At 74.9% G+C, this 19,053-nt stretch carries 17 protein-coding genes; 13 read left to right on the forward strand and 4 right to left on the reverse strand.

Going from position 1 to position 19,053, the window contains the following annotated elements:
* The first annotated feature begins 45 nt into the window (after positions 1-45).
* The 13 genes from ACOKGD_RS03865 (at position 46) to ACOKGD_RS03925 (ending at position 14,128) form a co-directional block, all read left to right on the forward strand.
* Entirely contained in the window at positions 46-1,104 is a 1,059-nt protein-coding gene (locus tag ACOKGD_RS03865; protein ID WP_342336674.1) for a Gfo/Idh/MocA family protein, read from the forward strand.
* A complete protein-coding gene (locus tag ACOKGD_RS03870; protein WP_342336673.1) occupies positions 1,101-2,144 on the forward strand; it encodes a dTDP-glucose 4,6-dehydratase in 1,044 nt (347 codons plus the stop codon). The genes ACOKGD_RS03865 and ACOKGD_RS03870 overlap by 4 nt, the downstream gene beginning before the upstream one ends.
* Entirely contained in the window at positions 2,141-3,301 is a 1,161-nt protein-coding gene (locus ACOKGD_RS03875; RefSeq protein ID WP_342336671.1) for a DegT/DnrJ/EryC1/StrS family aminotransferase, read from the forward strand. Before ACOKGD_RS03870 ends, ACOKGD_RS03875 begins: the two co-directional genes overlap by 4 nt.
* On the forward strand, positions 3,298-3,981 hold the full coding sequence (locus tag ACOKGD_RS03880) for an acetyltransferase (protein WP_342336669.1): 684 nt from the start codon (positions 3,298-3,300) through the stop codon (positions 3,979-3,981). The genes ACOKGD_RS03875 and ACOKGD_RS03880 overlap by 4 nt, the downstream gene beginning before the upstream one ends.
* On the forward strand, positions 3,978-5,123 hold the full coding sequence (locus ACOKGD_RS03885; RefSeq protein ID WP_342336668.1) for a DegT/DnrJ/EryC1/StrS family aminotransferase: 1,146 nt from the start codon (positions 3,978-3,980) through the stop codon (positions 5,121-5,123). The genes ACOKGD_RS03880 and ACOKGD_RS03885 overlap by 4 nt, the downstream gene beginning before the upstream one ends.
* Complete coding sequence (locus tag ACOKGD_RS03890) at positions 5,120-6,169, forward strand: glycosyltransferase (RefSeq protein WP_342336667.1); 1,050 nt, start codon at positions 5,120-5,122, stop codon at positions 6,167-6,169. The genes ACOKGD_RS03885 and ACOKGD_RS03890 overlap by 4 nt, the downstream gene beginning before the upstream one ends.
* Complete coding sequence (locus ACOKGD_RS03895; RefSeq protein WP_342336665.1) at positions 6,169-7,617, forward strand: oligosaccharide flippase family protein; 1,449 nt, start codon at positions 6,169-6,171, stop codon at positions 7,615-7,617. The genes ACOKGD_RS03890 and ACOKGD_RS03895 overlap by 1 nt, the downstream gene beginning before the upstream one ends.
* Before the next feature lie 123 nt (positions 7,618-7,740).
* Positions 7,741-8,919, forward strand: a complete 1,179-nt coding sequence (locus tag ACOKGD_RS03900) for a glycosyltransferase family 2 protein (RefSeq protein WP_342336664.1) — start codon at positions 7,741-7,743, stop codon at positions 8,917-8,919.
* Positions 8,916-10,139: a rhamnosyltransferase WsaF family glycosyltransferase gene (locus ACOKGD_RS03905; protein ID WP_342336662.1), complete on the forward strand. Its 1,224-nt coding sequence runs from the start codon at positions 8,916-8,918 to the stop codon at positions 10,137-10,139. Before ACOKGD_RS03900 ends, ACOKGD_RS03905 begins: the two co-directional genes overlap by 4 nt.
* Entirely contained in the window at positions 10,136-10,783 is a 648-nt protein-coding gene (locus tag ACOKGD_RS03910; RefSeq protein WP_342336661.1) for a hypothetical protein, read from the forward strand. The genes ACOKGD_RS03905 and ACOKGD_RS03910 overlap by 4 nt, the downstream gene beginning before the upstream one ends.
* On the forward strand, positions 10,780-11,718 hold the full coding sequence (locus ACOKGD_RS03915; protein ID WP_342336660.1) for a hypothetical protein: 939 nt from the start codon (positions 10,780-10,782) through the stop codon (positions 11,716-11,718). The genes ACOKGD_RS03910 and ACOKGD_RS03915 overlap by 4 nt, the downstream gene beginning before the upstream one ends.
* Positions 11,715-13,079: an O-antigen ligase family protein gene (locus ACOKGD_RS03920; protein WP_342336658.1), complete on the forward strand. Its 1,365-nt coding sequence runs from the start codon at positions 11,715-11,717 to the stop codon at positions 13,077-13,079. Before ACOKGD_RS03915 ends, ACOKGD_RS03920 begins: the two co-directional genes overlap by 4 nt.
* Positions 13,076-14,128: a glycosyltransferase gene (locus tag ACOKGD_RS03925; RefSeq protein WP_342336656.1), complete on the forward strand. Its 1,053-nt coding sequence runs from the start codon at positions 13,076-13,078 to the stop codon at positions 14,126-14,128. The genes ACOKGD_RS03920 and ACOKGD_RS03925 overlap by 4 nt, the downstream gene beginning before the upstream one ends.
* Before the next feature lie 357 nt (positions 14,129-14,485).
* On the opposite strand, the gene ACOKGD_RS03930 is transcribed toward ACOKGD_RS03925, so the two are convergent.
* The 4 genes from ACOKGD_RS03930 to epsC all read right to left on the reverse strand — a co-directional run bounded on the left by ACOKGD_RS03930 (position 14,486) and on the right by epsC (position 19,038).
* Positions 14,486-16,225, reverse strand: a complete 1,740-nt coding sequence (locus ACOKGD_RS03930) for a glycosyltransferase family 2 protein (protein WP_342336654.1) — start codon at positions 16,223-16,225, stop codon at positions 14,486-14,488.
* Positions 16,218-17,009 carry a WecB/TagA/CpsF family glycosyltransferase gene (locus ACOKGD_RS03935; protein WP_342336653.1) on the reverse strand — a complete coding sequence of 264 codons (792 nt, stop codon included), beginning with the start codon at positions 17,007-17,009 and terminating at the stop codon, positions 16,218-16,220. The genes ACOKGD_RS03930 and ACOKGD_RS03935 overlap by 8 nt, the downstream gene beginning before the upstream one ends.
* A gap of 67 nt (positions 17,010-17,076) precedes the next feature.
* Entirely contained in the window at positions 17,077-18,468 is a 1,392-nt protein-coding gene (locus ACOKGD_RS03940) for an amidase (protein WP_342336652.1), read from the reverse strand.
* Positions 18,469-18,474: 6 nt separating this feature from the next.
* Positions 18,475-19,038 carry a serine O-acetyltransferase EpsC gene (gene epsC / locus ACOKGD_RS03945; RefSeq protein WP_342336651.1) on the reverse strand — a complete coding sequence of 188 codons (564 nt, stop codon included), beginning with the start codon at positions 19,036-19,038 and terminating at the stop codon, positions 18,475-18,477.
* Positions 19,039-19,053: the final 15 nt, after the last annotated feature.

Raw genomic sequence — 19,053 nt, forward strand, 5'->3', positions numbered from 1 at the left:
CCGGACCCGGCACTCCTCCCCGGCATGACACTGACTACGGGACGAATGGCTGCCGCGGTGATCGGCGCCGGGTACTGGGGGCCGAACCTCGCGCGCAACCTGCGCGGCTCGGCCGACTGGGAGCTCGCCGCGATCTGCGACCTCGATCGGGATCGCGCCGCTCGCGTCGCCGAATCGGTCGGCGGGGCGCCGGTGATGACCGACGTCGACGAGGTCCTCGCCGACCCGCTCATCGACGCCGTGGCGATCGCCACGCCCGCCCGCACCCACCACGCGCTCGTGACGCGGGCGCTGGAGGCGGGCAAGCACGTTCTGGTCGAGAAGCCGCTCGCGGCCGACCGGGCCTCGGGCATCGAGATGGTCGAGCTCGCCCGCGACCGCGGCCTCGTGCTCATGACCGATCACACCTACTGCTACACCCCGGCGGTCCTGCGCATCCGCGACCTGATCGCCGAGGGCGCGCTGGGGGAGATCCTCTACGTCGACTCGAGCCGCATCAACCTCGGGCTCGTGCAGCCCGACGTCGACGTGCTCTGGGATCTGGCACCGCACGACCTGGCCATCCTCGACTTCGTCCTGCCGGGCGGGCTCGACGCCGAGACCGTCTCGGCCGCCGGCGCCGACCCGCTCGGGGTCGGACGCGCCTGCGTCGGATACCTGGCGCTTCCGCTGGCCGGCGGCGCGATCGCCCACGTGCAGGTCAACTGGCTCAGCCCCACGAAGATCCGGCGCATGGTGATCGGCGGCACGCGCCGCACCCTCGTCTGGGACGACCTCAACCCCGCCCAGCGCCTGAGCGTCTTCGACCGCGGCGTCGAGGTCGCTCTCGAGGCGGATCACGCCGCCCGGGTCTCGTACCGGCAGGGGGACACCTGGTCGCCGGCGCTTCCCGATCAGGAGGCGCTCGCCAACGTCATGACCGAGTTCGCCGCGGCGATCCGATCCGGGCGCCCCGCGCGCACGGACGGAGACTCGGGGCTGCGGGTGCTCTCCGTGCTGGAGGCCGCCTCGCGCAGCCTCGCGTCCAGGGGCGCGCCCGTTCCGGTCGAGCGGGAGCTCGCACTCCGTGCCGGCGACGGCGTCCTGGCGGGGGGTGTCGCATGACCTCGCTCGCCGGAGCCCGCGTCGTCGTCACCGGAGGGGCCGGATTCATCGGCAGCCACCTCGTCGACGAACTCGTCACCCGCCGCCACGTCGAGCACGTGACCGTGATCGACTCGCTCGTCAACGGCAGCCGCGCCAACCTCGCCCACTGGGCGGGCGACCCGCGGGTGCGCCTCATCGAGGCCGACGTGCGCTCGGAGGCCGCCCTGCGGGCCGTGGACGGGATGGACGTCGTCTTCCACCTCGCCTGCCTCGGGGTCAGGCACAGCCTGCACGACCCGATCACGAATCACGAGGTCAACGCCACCGCCACGCTGCGCCTGCTCGAGCGGGCCCGCACCGCGGGCATCGGCCGCTTCGTCCACGTGTCATCCAGCGAGGTGTTCGGCACCGCCCAGCGCGTGCCCATGGACGAGCGCCACCCCACGTGGCCGGAGACCGTGTACGGCGCCGCGAAGCTCGCCGGCGAGGCCTACGCCCGGGCCGCCTTCCGCACCCACGGGCTGCCCGTGATCGTGGTGCGCCCGTTCAACACCTACGGCCCCCGCAGCCACTTCGAGGGCGACAGCGGCGAGATCCTGCCCCGCACCATCGTCCGCAACCTGTGCGGCCTGCCCGCGCTGATCTACGGCGACGGCCACCAGACCCGCGACTTCATGCACGTCAGCGACACCGCTCGCGGGCTGGCGCTGCTCGCCGAGAGCGACGCCGCCGTGGGCAAGACCGTGAACTTCGGATCCGGCGAGGAGGTGCAGATCCGCTTGCTCGCCCGCACGGTGGCCTGGCTCACCGGCCGCCCGGACCTCAACGCCGTGCACCTCGAAGACCGCCCGGGGGACGTGCGCCGGCTGCTCGTGGACGCGCATCTTATGCACCGGCTCACGGGGTTCACACCGGCGATGCCGTTCGATGCGGGTGTGGCGGACCTCGTGCGCTGGTTCCGCAGCCGCCCCAGCACGCCGGAGCAGATGCTGCAGCGCATCGAGGACCGCAACTGGGTCGCGCCCGTCGACGGCACGGCCGCCGGGGTGCCGGCATGACTGCGGCGGTGGCGGCGCCGGGGCGCATCGACGTGATGCGCCCCTGGCTCGGCGCGGAGGAGGCGGCGGCCGTGTCGGCCGTCATCGCCTCGGGCTGGGTCGCGCAGGGGCCCCGGGTCGCCGCGTTCGAGGAGGCCTTCGCCGCCGAGGTGCAGGCCCCCCACGCGATCGCCACGTCGAGCTGCACGACCGCGCTGCACCTGGCGCTGGTCGTGGCCGGCATCGGCGCGGGCGACGACGTCGTGGTGCCGTCGCTGTCGTTCATCGCGACCGCCAACGCCCCCTCGTACGTCGGGGCGCGCACCGTGTTCGCGGACGTCGAGGAGGCCACGGGCAACGTCACCGCCGAGACCGTCGCGGCGGCGCTCACCCCGGCCACCCGGGCGGTGATCGCGGTGGACCAGGGAGGGATCCCCGTGGATCTCACCGCCATCCGCGCGCTGTGCGATCCGCTCGGGATCGTGGTGATCGAGGACGCCGCCTGCGGCATCGGCTCGACGCATCACGGGGCGCCGGTGGGGGCCGGGGCGGATCTGGTGGCCTGGTCGTTCCATCCGCGCAAGATCCTCACCACCGGCGAGGGCGGCATGCTCACCACCCGCCGGGCCGACTGGGCCGAGCGCGCCCGACGCCTGCGCGAGCACGCCATGGGCGTGTCGGCCACCGAGCGGCACGCCACGCTGATCTCGCCGCCGGAGCGCTACGAGGAGGTGGGCTTCAACTTCCGCATGACCGACCTCCAGGCCGCGATGGGCCTCGTCCAGCTGACGCGCCTCGATGCCATCGTCGCCCGGCGACGGGTGCTCGCGGCCCGGTACCGCGCCGCGCTCGGCGCGGTCCCCGGCATCCGCGTTGTGGACGACCCCGCGCACGGCACCAGCAGCTTCCAGTCGCTGTGGATCGAGGTGGGCGACGCGCATCGCGTCGACCGCGAGGGCCTGCTCGCCGCGCTCGCGACCCACGGCGTCTCGGCCCGCCGCGGCATCATGGCCTCGCACCGCCAGCCCGCCTACGCCGGGCGCGACACCGGGACCGCCTCTCTCGCGGTCACCGAGCGGCTCGCTGATCGCATGCTGATCCTGCCGCTGTTCCACGCGATGACGGTGGCCGAGCAGGATCGCGTCATCGCGGTCGTGCGCGACGGGGCCGCATCATGAGCATCCTGCTGATCGGCGCGAGCGGACTGGCCCGCGAGGTGCTCGCCGCCGGGATCGCCGACGTCGCCGGGGTGCTCGACGACGATCGGGCGCTGCGCGGAACGATGTGCGGCGGGGCGCCGGTGCTCGGCGGGCTCGATGAGGCGGGGCGGCGGCCGGCCGACCGGCTGCTGATCTGCATCGGCCCCGGTCGCGGGCGCCGCGACGTGGCACGGCGCCTCGCCGCCGCGGGCATCGGCCCCGAGCGCTTCGCGACCTTCGTCGCGGGCGGCGCGAGCGTCGGGACCACGAGCACGGTGGGCGCCGGATCGATCCTGCTCGACGGCGCCGTCGTCACCGCCGACGCGCGCCTCGGGCGGCACGTCGTGGTCATGCCCGGCTGCACGATCACCCACGACGACGAGCTCGCCGACTTCGCGACCCTCGCGGCCGGGGTGAGCCTCGGCGGCGGCGTCCGCGTCGGCGAGGCCGCCTACCTCGGCATGAACGCCTCGGTGCACCCGGGGCTCGTCATCGGCGCCGATGCCACGGTCGGCATGGGCGCGGCCGTGCTGCGCGACGTGCCCGCCGGCCAGACCTGGGTGGGCGTTCCCGCCCGCCCGCTCGCCTCCGTCGTCCGCACCCTGCCGACGCGCCCCGATCCGATCCTGTCCACCTCGATCCAGGAGGTCTTCGCATGACTCTCGCCCCCGCTCCCGCCGTCGTCGACGTGCCCTTCCTCGACCTCCCGGCGCAGTCGGCGGAGATCGCCGACGAGGTGCTGCCCCAGTGGCGCGAGCTCCTGCTCGATGCCGCGTTCGTCGGGGGCGCCCCGGTCGCCGTGTTCGAGCGCGAGTACGCCGCCTACATCGGCGGCGCGGCCGCACCCGGCCTGCAGGCCATCGGCGTCTCGAACGGCACCGATGCGCTCGAGCTCGCCTACCGGGCGGTCGGTGTGGGACAGGGCGACGAGGTCATCGTCCCCGCCAACAGCTTCATCGCCACCGCCGCCGCCGCGAGCCGGATCGGCGCGGTGCCGGTGTTCGTCGACGTCGACGACACGCACCTGCTGATGGATCCGGACGCCGTCGAGGCGGCCATCACGCCCCGCACCCGCGCGATCGTGCCCGTGCACCTGTTCGGCCAGATGGCGCCGCTCGAGCACCTGGCGCCGATCGCCGAGCGCCACGGCCTCGCGCTCGTCGAGGACGCCGCCCAGGCACAGGGGGCCACCGGCCCCGCCGGACACGCGGGCGCCGTCGGCGACATCGCCGCGACAAGCTTCTACCCGGGCAAGAACCTCGGGGCCGCCGGCGACGCCGGCGCGGTGACCACCTCGGACGCCGCGCTCGCCGAGACCGTGCGCTCGCTGCAGGCCCACGGCAGCACCACCCGCTACGTGCACGACCGCATCGGCGTCAACGCGCGCCTCGACGCGGTGCAGGCGGTGGTGCTGCGCGCCAAGCTGCGGCGCCTGGACGCGTGGAACACCATGCGCCGGGCCGCCGCGTCCACGTACGCCGAGCTGCTGGGCGACGCCGAGGGCCTGCGCCTGCCCGCCACCCGGCCCGGCAACCTCGACGTCTGGCACCTGTACGTGGTGCGCGTCGCCGAGCGCGACCGCGTGGCCGCCGCGCTCGGGCGGGCCGGCATCGGCGTGGGGGTGCACTACCCGACGCCGCTGCCGTTCACGGGCGCCTACGCGCCCCTCGGGCACCGCCGGGGCGAGTTCCCCGTCGCCGAGGCCGCCGCCGAGCGGATCCTGTCGCTGCCGATGGGGCCGCACCTGACGGCGGCCCAGCAGGTCGCGGTCGCCGAGGCGCTCCGCTCCGCGGTGGCATGATGCGCTTCCGGCCAGCGCGACGCCTCGAGACGGCGCCCGTCGTCACCGTGGTGATCCCGCACTACAACTACGGCGCGTACCTGCCCACCGCGGTGCGCTCGGTGCTCGAACAGGACGTGCCCGTCGAGGTGATCATCGTCGACGACGCCTCCACCGACGGCAGCATCGACGCCGCCCGGACGATCGCGGCCTCCGACCCCCGCATCACCCTCATCGAGCACGCGGTCAACCAGCGCCACATCCGCACCTACAACGACGGGCTCGGGCGAGCCACCGGCGACTACGTGGTGCTGCTCTCGGCCGACGACGCCCTCGCCCCCGGGAGCCTCGGCAGGTCGGTCGCGCTGCTCGAATCGGATCCGCGGATCGCCCTGGTGTACGGGCGCGTGGAGTACTTCGAAGACCGGGTCCCGGCTCCCCGCGAGGCGCGCGCGTGGTCGACGATCTGGGAGGGCGAGGACTGGATCGAGCTGATGGCGCGCCGCGGCCGGAACATCCCCACCAACCCCGAGGTGGTGATGCGCCGCTCGGTCTTCGAGAGCATCGGCGGGTACTCGGCGGCGCTGCCGCGGTCGGCCGACATGCTCATGTGGCTGCAGGCCGCAGCCCGGGGCAGGGTCGCGCGGGTCAACGGACCCACCCAGGCCTACTACCGGCACCATGCCGCCAACATGCACAAGGCGGTGTACGGCGGGCTGCTGGACGACGCGCGCAGCGTGCACGAGGCGTTCGATCTGTTCTTCCAGCTCGACGGCGCGCGGCTGCCGCGGGGCCCGCAGAACGCGTCCAGGGCCCGTCGATCGGTGGCGCGCGAGACGGCGCTCAGCGCGGCGGCCCTGCCGAGCGGGGCCGAGACCCACCTCGCGCGTCGCGAGCTGCTGGGCCTGGCGCGGGCCATCGAGCCCCGGGTGACACGCAGCGCCGCCTGGCACTGGGCAGGGCTGGCCGATCGCCTCGGGGGCCGCGCGCGGAGCATAACGACCGCGCCGGTGGAGTCCCTGCGGTGGCGCGGCCGAAGCTGGATCTACGACGAACTCGGTCTGTGATGGTCGACACCGTGCCGTCGGCGGGTCTGGGCGCGCGCGCCGCGCGGGGCGCGGCCTGGAGCGCGGTGAGCAGCCTGCTGCTGCGGCTGGGCGGTGTCGTCGTCGGGATCGTGCTGGCCCGGATCCTCGCGCCCGAGCAGTTCGGCGTCTTCGCCATCGCCCTCACCGTGCAGGGCGTGCTGATGACGCTCGCCGACCTCGGTCTGTCGGCCGACCTGATCCGCGCCGAGAACCCGGAGCGGATCGCGCCGACCATCGCCACGCTCGGGCTGGTCTCGGGCGGGCTGCTCGCGGCCGGCACCGCGGCGACGAGCGCGCCGCTGGCCGCCGCGCTCGGCAGCGCCGATGCGGCCCCCGTCATCGCCGTGCTCTCGATCACTCTGCTGCTGGCGGGGGCCTCTGTCGTGCCGTACGGGATGCTGCAGCGTCGCTTCCAGCAGCGCGAGCTCTTCCTCGTCGCGGTCGTCGACTTCGTCGTCTCCACGGCCGTCACCGTGGTGCTCGTCCTCGCCGGGGCGGGTGTCATGGGGCTGGCCATCGGGCGCGTGGCGGCGCAGGCGGCGGGCAGCGCCATGCTGTTCGCCCTCGCGCGGATGCGCCCCCGGTTCGGCATCGACCGGGCGCACGTCGGCCCCGTCCTGGCCTTCGGCCTTCCGATCGCGGGAGCGAACCTGCTGTCCTGGATGCTGCTCAACGTCGACAACGTCGTGATCGCCCGCACGGTCGGGGCGCTCGGGCTGGGCTTCTACGTGCTCGCCTTCAACGTCTCCGGCTGGCCCATGAGCGCCCTGTCCCAGGTGGTCCGCTCCGTCGGGATGCCCTACTTCTCCCGCGACGGATCCGGTCGGGCGTTCGCCGCGATCATCGCTCTCGTCTGCGCCGCGGCCCTCCCCGTCGGCGCGCTGCTCGCCGTGCTGGCGGCACCGCTGATCCAGGTCGTCTACGGCGAGAAGTGGATGCCCGCGGCGCCCGTGCTGGCCGCCCTCGGCGTGTACGGCGGCCTGCGGGTCGTGTTCGACGCGTTCGCCGGGTTCCTGTACGCTCACGGGCGCTCGCGCCCCGTGCTGTGGGTGCAGCTGCTGTCGCTGGTGGTTCTCACGGGGGCGATGATCGCCGTCGCCCCGATCGGCGGCATCGTCGGGGCCGCCTGGATGCACGTGGCGGTGTCGGCCGTGATCATCCTCCCGGCCTACCTCGTTGTGCTGCGGGCGGCGGGCGTCTCGCTCCGAGAGCTCGCGCGGGCGCTGTGGCTGCCGATCGTCGGGTCGATCCCGGCCGTGGCGGTCGCGACGATCGCGGTGCTGGCCCTGCACGATCCGCTCCTGCAGCTGATCGTCGGGGGAGTGGGCGCCGGAGTCTGCCACCTGCTGGTTCTCGGCCCGTGGCTGCGTGCGCGGATCCGCGCGCTGCGATCGCCTGCGGCCCCCGCCCTCGCGGCGTCGCGCTGAGCTGACGGCGGGGGCGGCTGCCGGCGCGCCCCGGGCACCGCGCCGAGATCGCCGCGCGCGGACGTATCAGCCTCCCGGCGGCGCGCTCCTCCTGTGCAGCCCCCGACGAATCAGGAGAGCAGGATGCGCGCAGTGCGGCAGGATCCGGACCCGATGCTCGAAGCGGTGCGTCGCGCGCCGCTGCCCCCGACCGAGGAGGCCACCGTGACGGTGGTGATCCCGTGCTTCAACTATGCGCGGTTCCTCGAGCAGGCCGTCCACAGCGCCCTGACGCAGGCGGGGGTGGACGTCGAGGTCATCATCGTCGACGACGCGTCGACCGACGACAGCCTCGCGCTCGCGCGGCGGCTCTCCTCGCGCGACGAACGGGTGCGCGTGCTGGCCAACGCGGTCAACCGCGGGCCCGTAGCCACCTTCAACCGCGGGCTCGCCGCCGCACGCGGGGAGTTCCTCGTGCGCCTGGACGCCGACGACCTGCTCACGCCCACGGCGCTGCTGCGCGCGGTGGCCGTGATGCAGAACCTGCCAGAGGTGGGCCTCGTCTACGGGCACCCCCTGCACTTCCACCACGGGCGCGGCCCCGCCCGCACTCAGGTCACCGCGTGGACGGTGTGGCGCGGCGATGACTGGCTCGCCGCCCGATGCGCCGCCGGGGACAACGTCATCACCTCGCCGGAGGTGGTGATGCGCCGCAGCGTGCTCGATCGGATCGGCGGTCAGCGCGAGCTCGCGCACACCCACGACATGGAGCTGTGGCTGCGCATCGCCGCGCACGCCGACGTCGCGTATCTGGAGGGCTGCGATCAGGCCTGGCACCGCGAGCACGACGCGAGCCTGTCGATCGCGGCGCAGGAGCCCCACGTGTTCCTGCGGGAGGTGCGGGACGCCTTCGAGACGCTGTGCGACACCGGCGGCGCCCGCGGGGCCGAGCACCTGCGACGTGCCGCCCGGCGGGGCGTCGCGCTGGCCGCGCTCGGATACGCGCGCCGCGACCTCGACCGCGGCGACGCCACGGCGACCGCCGCCGACCTCCGCCGGCTCGCCCTCGAGCTGCACCCCGCCGTGCTCGACGCGCCCGAGGGCCGCGCGTTCGAGGCCGCCCACCACCGCGCCGCCACCTGGCCGCGCTCGCTCGCGCGTCTCGCCGGCCTGCCCGGCCGCCTCGCGCGCCGCCGCCGCATCGACGCCCGCTGGGAGCGCTGGAGCCGCACGGGAGTCTACGAGCCGCTGCGCATCGTGTCGGCCGCTCCCGCTCCGCGCGTGCTGCCGCTGCCGCGGTTCGCCTTCCGGGAGGCGGTGTGAACCCGCTCGCCGCGGCGCTGCGTGTGCTGCGGCGGCAGGGGCCGGGCGCCGTCGCGCGCCGGGTGCTCCGCCGCGCGACCCGCGCGCTCGGCGACGACGCGGAGCTGCCGATCGACGACGCCGACGTGGCCGACTCGGCCGAGCTGCACCTGCCGGTGCCGGACATCCGCCCCGCCCCCGGCGAGCCGCTCACGATCGGCTGGGTGACGACACCGCCCGGCCCCGGGTCGGGCGGCCACACCACCCTGTTCCGCATGGTCGAGGCCGCCGAGGCGGCTGGTCACCGCTGCGTGCTCTTCCTCGCCGACCGCCACGACGGAGACCTCGCTGCGCGCGAGCAGACGCTGCGCGCCTGGTGGCCGCGGGTGCGGGCCGAGGTGCGCTCGGCCGCCGACGGCATCAGCGGCATCGACGCGGCCGTCGCGTCGTCCTGGGAGACGGCGCACGTGCTGGCCGCCCGGGGGACCGCGCCCATGCGCCGGCTCTACTTCGTGCAGGACTTCGAGCCCTGGTTCCACCCGCGCGGCGCCGCGTACGCGCTCGCCGAGGACACCTACCGCTTCGGATTCCGCATCATCGCACTCGGCGAGGCCGTCGCCCAGGCCCTGCGCGACGAGATCGGGATCGACCCGGACGTCACGTCCTTCGGGTGCGACACCGAGACCTACCGGCCGCTGCCCGATGCGCGGCGCGACGGCGTCGTCGCCTACGTGCGGCCCGGTGTCGCGCGCCGCGGCTGGGATCTCGCCCGGCTCGCGCTGGCCCGCTTCCACGCCGAACGCCCGGAGACGCCCATCCACCTCTACGGCGACGCCCTGTCGCGGACGGCGCTGCGCGAGCTGCCCTTCCCGGCGGTGTCTCACGGCCGGCTCTCGCCGGTCGAGCTGAACGCCCTCTACAACCGCTGCGCGGCGGGGGTGGCGATGTCGTTCACCAACATCTCGCTCGTCGCCGAGGAGATGATCGCCGCCGGCGTCGTCCCGGTAGTGGGCGACACCCGGCTGGCGCGCCTGGACCTCCCGGGCGCGGCCGCCGCCTGGGCGCGCCCCACCCCTGCCGGGATCGCCGACGCGCTCGCCGCGGCGGTCGACCGCCCCGACCGCGACGCGCACGCCGCCGCCATCGCCGTCACGGCCCGCGGCGGGTGGACGCAGGCCCAGGGCGACATCGTGCGGCTCATCGAGGACGAGGTCCGCGGCATCCGGGTGGGCGCGCGATGACCGTCCCCGTGATGCTGCGGATCCTGCTCCGTCGCTGGTACGTGATCCTGCTCGTGCTGGGCGGCACGGGGGCGCTGGGTGCGCACCTGCTGACCACCGCCGAGGGCGTGTACTCGACGCGCACGCTGGTCACCTTCCTGTCCGAGTACGAGTCGACCCTGAGCCTGGACGGATCCGCGCGAGATGACGACGTCATCGCGTTCGCCGGCGCCATCGCCGCCGAGGTCGTCCCGGGGCGCGACGCCGTCCGCTACGCCGCCGCCGACGCCCCGTACTACGGGGCGGGCCTGCGGCACGGGATGCTCGTCGGCCTCGTCGACTACGGAAACCAGTGGACCCCGAGCTACGGCGTCGCGGCGATCGAGATCCAGATCGTCGGCGAATCGCGCGCGTGGGTCGAGGACCGCCAGCGCGAGGCCCTCGCCCGCATCGAGCACAGCCCCTACGTGCTGCAGCAGCCGGGCAACCTCACCGACCTCGTACCCCGCGTCGATCCGCTGAGCCTGCGCATCGACCACATCACCCCGTCCCGCACGGCCCAGATCGCGGCGTTCGCCGCCCTGGGCGCCGCGGGCCTGCTCACTGCGGGAGCCCTGGCCGTCGGCCTCGACCGCGCCGTGCGCGCCCGGAAGGAGAACGCATGAACATCGCCGAGACCCTGCGTGGTCTGATGCGCCGCTGGTACGTCCTGATCCCAGGGCTGCTGCTGGCCGTCGGAGCCGCGGCCTACCTGTGGATGCACACGCCCCCGACGTACCAGCGGTCGGCCTCGCAGCTGCTCCTGCCGGCCGAGGCGACGCTGCCGGAGATCGAGATCAAGGTGGAGGGAGGGACGGCGGGTGAGGTCGAGACGCTCGCACCCAACCCGTTCCTCTACCTCGGTGGCCTCAACACCGCCGCCGACGTTCTCGTCAGCGCCGTGCAGGGCGCCCCCGCGGTGGCCGCCGCCGCCGAGAGGTACGAGGGCGCCGAGATCACCGTGCGACGGGACCCCATGTCGTCCGGCCCCATGCTGCTCGTGGACGTCACGGCGCCCAGCGACGAGGCGGCCGCGGCGCTCATCGACACGATGATCGCCGAGACCGGCAAGGTGCTCGACCAGATCCAGACCACCCAGCGCGTGCCGGATCGCTCCCGCATCCTCATCTCTCCGATCGCCGTCGACACCGAGAGCGTGCTCGGCACCAAGGATCGGATGATGATGGCGGGCGGCGGTGGCGCGGTCGTCGCGCTGCTCGCGATCCTGCTGACCGCCGCCACCGACGGGCTCCTGCGCGGACGCGGCCGGCGTGCCGCCCGCCGTCGGGCCCGCGCCGAGCGGCGCGCGCGGGGGAAGAGCGGATCGCGCCGGCGCGACACCGTGCCCGACGAGGAGACGCCGGGGCCGCTGCGCGAGCCTGCCGAGGCCCCCGCGAATCTCGTGCTGCTGCCGAGCGCCCTGCCCGACGAGGAGGACGAGGACGTCGTCGACGCCCCCGCCACCGAGCCGGATCCCGCCCCGGACGACGACGAGGACGACGACGCCGACCTCCCCGAACCGGACGCCGCGCCCGTCGGCGTGCGCGCTCGCCGCAGATGAGCGACGCGCTCGTGGCGGCGCGCCCCGCCCCGCCGCCGGTCCGGGCCGCGCGCGGCAGGACCCGCCCGGCCCGCACCGGCACCGCCCTGACGATGGTGACCGTCTACCTCGTGCTGCTGTTCGGGATCCCCTCGAACCTCGTCGTCAGCGGTCTCGGATCCCTCGGACGCCCCTCGCTGCTGTGGGGCCTGCTCCTGCTGCTGTGGTGGGTGGTCGCCCGGTTGCAGGCGCGGGCGGTCGACGTGATGCCGACCTCGCAGCCGGTGCGCTGGGCCTGCACGGCGCTGTTCGTCATCGCGCTCGTCAGCTTCGCCGCCGCGCTGTTCCGCGGCCAGCCGGCCGACCAGGTGACGACCGCGATGACGTCGCTGCTGCGCCTGCTCTCGTGGGGCGGAGTGGTGCTCGTCACGCTGGACGGGCTGCGCACCCTCTGCGACGTCGAGCGCCTGGTCAGCCGGATCGTGGTGGCCGGCGCCGCCGTCTCGGTCCTCGGCCTCGCGCAGTTCGTCACCGGCAGCACCCTGCTCGACTTCTTCACCCTCATCCCCGGCTTCGACAGCGAGGACGCCGGCGTCCTCGCCCGCGGCGGCTTCACCCGCCCCACCGGCACCGCCACGCATCCCCTGGAGTACTCGGCGGCCATCTGCGCGGTGCTGCCCCTCGCGATCACCCAGGGCGTCATCCGCGCCGAATCCGGCCGCGGGCGCCTGCCGTGGACCTGGATCCCCGCCGGCCTCATCGTCTTCTCCGCGCTGCTGTCGGTGTCGCGCTCGGGCATGATCGGCCTCGCTGTCGCGCTCGCCGCCTCGCTCCCGGCCCTGCCGCGCGCCTCCCGTGCGGTGCTCGCGCTCGGCGGCCTCGCCGCGGCGGTGGTGGCCGTGATCGCCGTGCCGGGCCTGTTCGGCACGGTGGTCGGCCTCTTCGCCACGGTCGACTCCGACTCCAGCACCCTCTCGCGCACCAACGCCCTCGCCCGGGTGCCCGACTTCATCGCCTCGAGCCCCGCGATCGGGCTCGGATTCGGCACCTTCCTGCCGCGGTACTACATCTTCGACAACCAGTGGGTGCTGATCCTGCTCGAACTGGGCGTGCTGGGCGCACTGGCGTTCGCGGCGATGGTGCTCACCGCGATGTGGGGCGCCGTCTCGACCGTGCGCCGCTCGCCGTACACCGACGTCGCCGCCCTCGGACGGGGAGTGGCCGCCTCGATCGCGACCACCGCGATCCTGTTCGCCTTCTTCGACGGGCTCAGCTTCCCGATCTCGGCCGGGATGTTCTTCCTTCTCATCGGCCTCTCGGGCGCCATCCGCACCGTCGGGAACGCCGACGCGGCGCTCGTCCCCGCGAAGGCGACGGCATGATGCGCGTGCTGGTGCTGGCGAACACGCGCTTCTCGCCCCCGTACCTCGACGAGCTCGCCGGACGCCCCGGCGAACCGCGCGCCTGGATCAGCGAGGTCGACGCCGAGCTGGTGCCCGTCGACCAGCGCCTGCTCACCGATCCGCCGCGCCGGCTGCGCCGGCTCTACGCGCGCCTGCCGATGCGCGCCGTGCAGGTGCTGGAGGCCCACCGGGTGGGCCGCTCATACGACGCCGTGCTCTGCTGGAGCGTCGCCGACGTCGCCCTCGCCCTCGGCACCCTGCTGCGCCTCACCCGCCGCCGGATCCGCGTGGTCGCGCTCCTCACCCGCGTCTCGGAGGCGAAGAAGGCGCGCCTGCTCCGGATCGCCCACCCGCGGATCGAGCGCATCATCCTGCCGCCTGCGGTGCAGCGCGAGTTCGCCGTCCGCGAGCTGGGAGTGCCGCCCGAGAAGCTCGTCGACCTGCCCTGGACCCTCGACAGCGGCTTCTGGCGGCCCACCTCGTCGGGCGGGCCGCTCATCAGCGCCGCGGGCGGCGAGATGCGCGACTACCGGACGCTTGTGCGCGCCCTCGAGGGCACCAGCATCCCCTGCCACATCGCCGGCGTCCTCGACACCGCCCGCCCCGACTGGTGGAACGCCTCCGACGACGACCGCCGCGACGAGCAGAGCGCGCCGCCGAACGTGACCTTCGGCACCCTCACCGCATCCGAGCTGCGCCGTCTCTATGACCGCTCCCGCTTCGTCGTCGTTCCCCTGCACCCCACCGACAGCGACAACGGCATCACCTGCATGAACGAGGCGTGGGCCATGGGACGCCCCGTCATCGTCTCGGCCGTCGCCGGTCAGCGCGATGCCTTCACCCACGGCGTCGAGGGCCTCTGGGTGCCCCCGGGCGACCCCGTGGCGCTGCGCGCCGCGATCCTCACTCTCTGGTCCGATCCCGCCCGCGCGGCAGCCATGGGCGCCGCCGGCCGTGCCCGCGTCGTCCCGGCCCGCGACCACGCCGTCTTCGCGGCGGGAGTGGGGTCGGTGCTGCGCGCGGTCTGATCCCGCCTCGGGGCGCTGGCCCGGGGTGCTGCCGTGGGGGCGGATCCCGCTGCGGGGTCGCGCCGTGGGTGTTGCGATGGGTGCTGCCGCGGGGGCGGATCCCGCTGCGGGGTCGCAGTCCGGCTCGCAGAGCGAGCCCCGCCAGACCCGATGCCTGCGACCCCTCCGCGGGATCCGCCCCCGCTGGGGCCGTGCGTGTGCAACGCGGGGGGCCTTGGCGCTGTCGCGCCCCCTTCGCTCGTTGAGCGAGGGAGCGTGCGACCGAGTCGAAACGGCCCAGACCGCCCACGGCTCATCGCCCCACGGCCCATCGCCCCACGCCGCACCGCCCCGGCGCACCCGGGGCGGCGGGGCGGGTCAGCCGAAGGCGACGCGGGTGGAGAGATCCCGTTCCCACGTGCCGCGCGCGGCGGAGCGCACGCGTCCCCGGGCGGCGACGGCGAACGCGGCGTAGACGGCGGCGTCCCCGAGGCGGGCGGGGGTGGTGGCGGTGCGCAGCAGCGCGGCGAGGGTGCCGGTGCCGGTGTCCACGCCGAGCTCGGCGGGGCCGCGGCGCACGCGCGTCAGCGTGGCCAGCAGCGCGGCCGAGGTGCGCGGTGCGCGCACCTGCACGGGCACCACCCGGGGGATGCGCCGCTCGGTGACCCGCGAGTCGGCCCACACGTCGTCGGCGACCACCGCGGGCAGCGGGGCCACGCGGGCGAGGGCCTCGGCCGACAGCGCGTACACGCCGGCGCCCCAGAGCGCGCTCGACAGCGCGGGCACGCGCGATCGCGCGCGGTAGTACGCCCGCACCGCGGGCGCGGCGCCGTCGAGGTCATAGGCGAACGGAGGCCTGCCTCCCGCGGCGCCGGGGGCGCGCAGCGCGCGCACGAGCGTGGGGATCGTGGCCGAGGGCAGCGCGATGTCCGCGTCGAGGATGAACACCGGCCGCGTCGTCGTGGCGTCGAGGCCGGCGTTGATCGCGGCCGGCTTGGATCCGGCGGGAAGCTCGATCACGCGCACGCCGGCGAAGCGCCGTGCCCGCTCGGCCGTGTCGTCCGCGCACCCGTTGCACACGACGACGACCTCGACGGATCCGGCGGCGGCCGGCTCAGCCAGCGCCGCGAGGGTCCGCTCGATCACGGCCGCCTCGTCCCGTGCGGGGATCACGACGGCGGCGATCGGCGATCCGGTTCCGCACCAGGTCGCGGCGGGAAGCGCGTCCCACGTGCTCTCCTCGCGCAGGGCCGTGACCGCCGCGCGGCGACCTCGTAGACGGGCGCCGAGGATCAGCATCGCGCGATGGGTCTCGGCGCGGTGGGGTGCATGAAGGCGCATGTACCGGATGCGGTTCACCTCGAGCAGGGCGTCGAGGGCGGGGGAGGAGCCGGATCCGCCCTGCGCGTGCTCGACGACGGCCTCCGGCGTGTACCGCACGGCGAAGCCGGCATTGCGCACGCGCCGCAGGATGTCGGTCTCCTCCGAGTACAGGAAGAAGCGCTCGTCCCACTCGCCCGTGGCCGCGACGGCGGCCGCCGAGAACAGCAGCGCCGCGCCGGTGGCCCAGTCGACGTCACGGGGCGACAGGTAGGCCCCCGGGTCGCGCACGGTCTCCGAGAGGCCAGAGGGGCGCGATGCCCACATGCGCCCGAGCAGCGCGTCGCCGAGCGCACGCAGCGCCGTCGGCTCGCGGAACAGCGAGGTCGTGGTGGCTCCGGTCTCGTCCACGATGCGGGGCACAACGACGCCGCGTCGCGGGTCGGCGCGCAGCTCGGCCAGCATCGCGGCGAGGGCACCGGGGCGCAGGCGCAGGTCCGGGTTGAGCACGGCCACGGTCTCGGCGTCGCCCGCGTGCGCGAGCCCCACGTTGACCCCGCCGGCGTAGCCGAGGTTGCCGCCGGTGGGCACGGCGATGACGTCCGCGTGCCGCCGCGCGACCGCGAGGGTCTCGTCGGTCGGCGAGTTGTCGGCGATGATCACCCGCAGCGCGAGCCCCGCCGCCTCGGCGCGCAGGTCGGCGAGCAGCGGGTCGAGGCACTCGGCGCTGCCGTAGGTGACGACGACAGCGGCGATCTCCGCCCGGCCGTCGACGGCGAAGCGGGCGGGCTCAGGCATGACGCAGCGCCCAGTACGCGGGCGGGCCCTGCACGAGGTAGCGGTTCGCGAGCCGACGCGGCTCGAGCATCAGACGCCAGGCCCACTCGAGGCCCGAGCGCGAGATCCACCCCGGGGCCCGCGAGACACGTCCGGCGAGGAAGTCGACCACGGCCCCGAACGCGAGCAGCGCGCCCGCCCCCGAGCGCGCGCCGTGCTGCTCGATCCACTGCTCCTGCCGGGGCTTGCCGAGGCAGACGAGCAGGATGTCGACCCGGGCGGCACGGATCTCGTCGGCGATCCCCGCCGAGCCCTCGGGGGTGGCGAACCGCTCGCGGGGCGGCGCCCAGTGCCCGGCGAACCGCACCGCCGGCCAGTCGCGTGCCAGTCGCGAGCGCAGCGGATCCGACAGGGCGGGGTCTCCGCCCAGCACCCCGATCGAGAGTCCGCGGGCGGCCGCGAGATTCAGCACCTCGCCGATCAGGTCGCTGCCCGAGAGCTTGGGATGCGCCTGCCCGGTCTCCCGTCGCGCGTGCGCGGCGATCGGGGCCCCGTCGATGAGGTTCAGCCATTCCACGGGCGAGCCGTCGGGCGGCGCGGACGACGCGCGGCCGAGGTGGGTGTGGCGCCCGAAATGGTGCAGGTGGTCGAGGTTGATCGAGGCGACCCCGAGGGGGCGCTCCGCGTGGCGCGATGCGGCGTTCGCGATGACCTCGAGCGCCGGCTCGGCCGCGACGAGGTGAACGGTGACGCCGTCGGTGTCCAGCGTCGGGATCGCTCCCGTGAAGGAGTCCACTGTGCTCATGCAGTGTCAGAGGCGCGAATCCGTCCCGTGATGCAGATTCGTCGCAATTCGCGGTCCGGCGCGCCGATCAGCCCAGCGCGGGCCAGGGGAGCGGACCGCGCGCGGCCTCGAGCTGCGCCGCGACCGCGAGGATCGTGGCCTCGCCGCCCGGCCGCCCGACGAGCTGCACGCTCACCGGGTGGCCGCTCGTCTCCACCGGGATCGTCAGCGCCGGGAGGCCCGCGACGTTGACCCAGCTGCTGTACGGCGCGTACTCGCACTGGCGCCGGAAGCTCAGCTCGGGATCGTCCTGCGCGAACCAGCCGATGGGGCGCGGCGGCAGCGCGAGCGCCGGGGTGAGCACCACGTCGTAGGCGTCGAAGGCGGTGATGGTCGCCCGCTCGAACGCGCGGGCCCCCGCGAGCGCGTCGAGCAGCTGACGGGACGTCAGGGCGCGCCCCGCGCGGATCAGCCACTCCGAGATCGGCTCGAGCTCGCCCAGCGCCTCATCCGGCACGGGGATGCGTGCGGCCGTTGCCTGCCACAGCGCCAGGAACATCGGGGCGTAGCCGGTCGGCCGCCACGGGGCGTCGTCGACGACGTGGCCCGCGCGATCCAGGATCCGGATCGCCGTGTCGACGGCGCCGCGCGCACGCGGGTCGAGGCGGATCTCCATGCTCTCTTCCCAGGGCGAGACCATCGTCATGCCGATGCGCAGCGCACCCGGATCCGCGCGGCCGGCGTCGGCGAAGGGGCCGTCGCCGGGAGGGCGGGTGGCGTAGGGCACGGCCCCGTCGACCAGCACGTCGAGCAGCAGCGCCACGTCGTCCACCGAGCGGCCGATGGGGCCGGCGACCGAGAGGCCGTGCGCCGAGTCCATGCCGGATCCGGAGCGCACGCGACCGCGCGACGGCTTCAGCCCCACCACACCGACCGTCGCCGAGGGGATCCGGATCGAGCCGCCCCCGTCGCTGGCGGGCGCGGCGGGCAGCAGCCCCGCGGCCACGGCGACGGCGGCCCCGCCGCTCGAGCCCCCGGCCCCGTTCTCGGGGCCCCACGGGTCGCGCGCCGGCGGGCCGATCCGCGTCTCGGTGAAGCCGGTGAGCCCGTACTCCGGGGCGGCCGTCTTGCCGAGGCTGACCGCGCCGGCCGCATCGAGCACCAGGGCCAGCGGATCGGAGACGTCGGGCACGTGATCCACGCTGAGGCGCGATCCGTAGCGCGTAGGCACCCCCGCCCGCGCGGTCAGATCCTTGTCGGCGAGCGGCACACCCCACAGCGCGGGCGGATCGGCCGGGGGAGCGCCCAGCGAGGCGGCGTGCGCGCGTGCCGCCTCGCCGGTCACCTCGGCGAAGGCGCCGAGGTCGCCGTGCGCGGCGATGCGGGCGAGGAAGTGGTCGGCGGCCTCGAGCGGGGTGACCTCGCCGGCGCACAGCGCACCGGCCAGAGGCCCGAGCCCGAGTTCGTGCAGCTCGCTCATGCCGCCTCAGATCATGTACTCGGGCGCCATCAGCACCCGTGTGGTGTCCTCGCCGCGCAGGCGCGGGCGCGCCTTCGCGGGGATGCCCACGATGACGCTGTCGGCCGGGGCGTCCTTGGTGACGACGGCGTTCGCGCCGATCGCGCTGTGCGCGCCGATCACCACCGGCCCGAGCACCTTGGCGCCGGCCCCGATCGCGACGTGGTCGCCGATCGTGGGGTGGCGCTTGCCGTGGGTCAGCGACGTGCCGCCGAGGGTGACGCCGTGGTAGAGCATGACGTCGTCGCCGATCTCGGCGGTCTCGCCGATGACCACGCCCATGCCGTGGTCGATGAAGAAGCGGCGGCCGATCTGCGCGCCGGGGTGGATCTCGACGCCGGTCAGCCAGCGCGAGAACTGCGAGCCGGCGCGCGCGAGGAAGCGATGCCCCCGCCGCCACAGGGCGTGGTTGATCCGGTGGGCCCAGATGGCGTGGAGCCCCGGGTACAGCGACGCGATCTCAAAGAAACCGCGCGCCGCCGGATCCCGGCGACGCGCGGCCTCGACATCCTCGCGGATGTTCATTTCCATGCGTTCGAGCTTAGT

Origin of the sequence: Microbacterium phosphatis (assembly GCF_049177115.1) — a bacterium.
GTDB classification, from domain to species: Bacteria; Actinomycetota; Actinomycetes; order Actinomycetales; family Microbacteriaceae; genus Microbacterium; species Microbacterium phosphatis.

What these genes read in the sequence shown, in the direction of transcription:
- ACOKGD_RS03930 (WP_342336654.1), bottom strand. Translation starts at nt 16,225, where the DNA reads ATGCCTGAGCCCGCCCGCTTCGCCGTCGACGGCCGGGCGGAGATCGCC.
- epsC (WP_342336651.1), bottom strand. Translation starts at nt 19,038, where the DNA reads ATGGAAATGAACATCCGCGAGGATGTCGAGGCCGCGCGTCGCCGGGAT.
- ACOKGD_RS03885 (WP_342336668.1), top strand. Translation starts at nt 3,978, where the DNA reads ATGACTCTCGCCCCCGCTCCCGCCGTCGTCGACGTGCCCTTCCTCGAC.
- ACOKGD_RS03910 (WP_342336661.1), top strand. Translation starts at nt 10,136, where the DNA reads ATGACCGTCCCCGTGATGCTGCGGATCCTGCTCCGTCGCTGGTACGTG.
- ACOKGD_RS03870 (WP_342336673.1), top strand. Translation starts at nt 1,101, where the DNA reads ATGACCTCGCTCGCCGGAGCCCGCGTCGTCGTCACCGGAGGGGCCGGA.
- ACOKGD_RS03890 (WP_342336667.1), top strand. Translation starts at nt 5,120, where the DNA reads ATGATGCGCTTCCGGCCAGCGCGACGCCTCGAGACGGCGCCCGTCGTC.
- ACOKGD_RS03915 (WP_342336660.1), top strand. Translation starts at nt 10,780, where the DNA reads ATGAACATCGCCGAGACCCTGCGTGGTCTGATGCGCCGCTGGTACGTC.
- ACOKGD_RS03880 (WP_342336669.1), top strand. Translation starts at nt 3,298, where the DNA reads ATGAGCATCCTGCTGATCGGCGCGAGCGGACTGGCCCGCGAGGTGCTC.
- ACOKGD_RS03875 (WP_342336671.1), top strand. Translation starts at nt 2,141, where the DNA reads ATGACTGCGGCGGTGGCGGCGCCGGGGCGCATCGACGTGATGCGCCCC.
- ACOKGD_RS03900 (WP_342336664.1), top strand. Translation starts at nt 7,741, where the DNA reads ATGCGCGCAGTGCGGCAGGATCCGGACCCGATGCTCGAAGCGGTGCGT.
- ACOKGD_RS03925 (WP_342336656.1), top strand. Translation starts at nt 13,076, where the DNA reads ATGATGCGCGTGCTGGTGCTGGCGAACACGCGCTTCTCGCCCCCGTAC.
- ACOKGD_RS03940 (WP_342336652.1), bottom strand. Translation starts at nt 18,468, where the DNA reads ATGAGCGAGCTGCACGAACTCGGGCTCGGGCCTCTGGCCGGTGCGCTG.
- ACOKGD_RS03935 (WP_342336653.1), bottom strand. Translation starts at nt 17,009, where the DNA reads ATGAGCACAGTGGACTCCTTCACGGGAGCGATCCCGACGCTGGACACC.
- ACOKGD_RS03920 (WP_342336658.1), top strand. Translation starts at nt 11,715, where the DNA reads ATGAGCGACGCGCTCGTGGCGGCGCGCCCCGCCCCGCCGCCGGTCCGG.
- ACOKGD_RS03865 (WP_342336674.1), top strand. Translation starts at nt 46, where the DNA reads ATGGCTGCCGCGGTGATCGGCGCCGGGTACTGGGGGCCGAACCTCGCG.
- ACOKGD_RS03895 (WP_342336665.1), top strand. Translation starts at nt 6,169, where the DNA reads ATGGTCGACACCGTGCCGTCGGCGGGTCTGGGCGCGCGCGCCGCGCGG.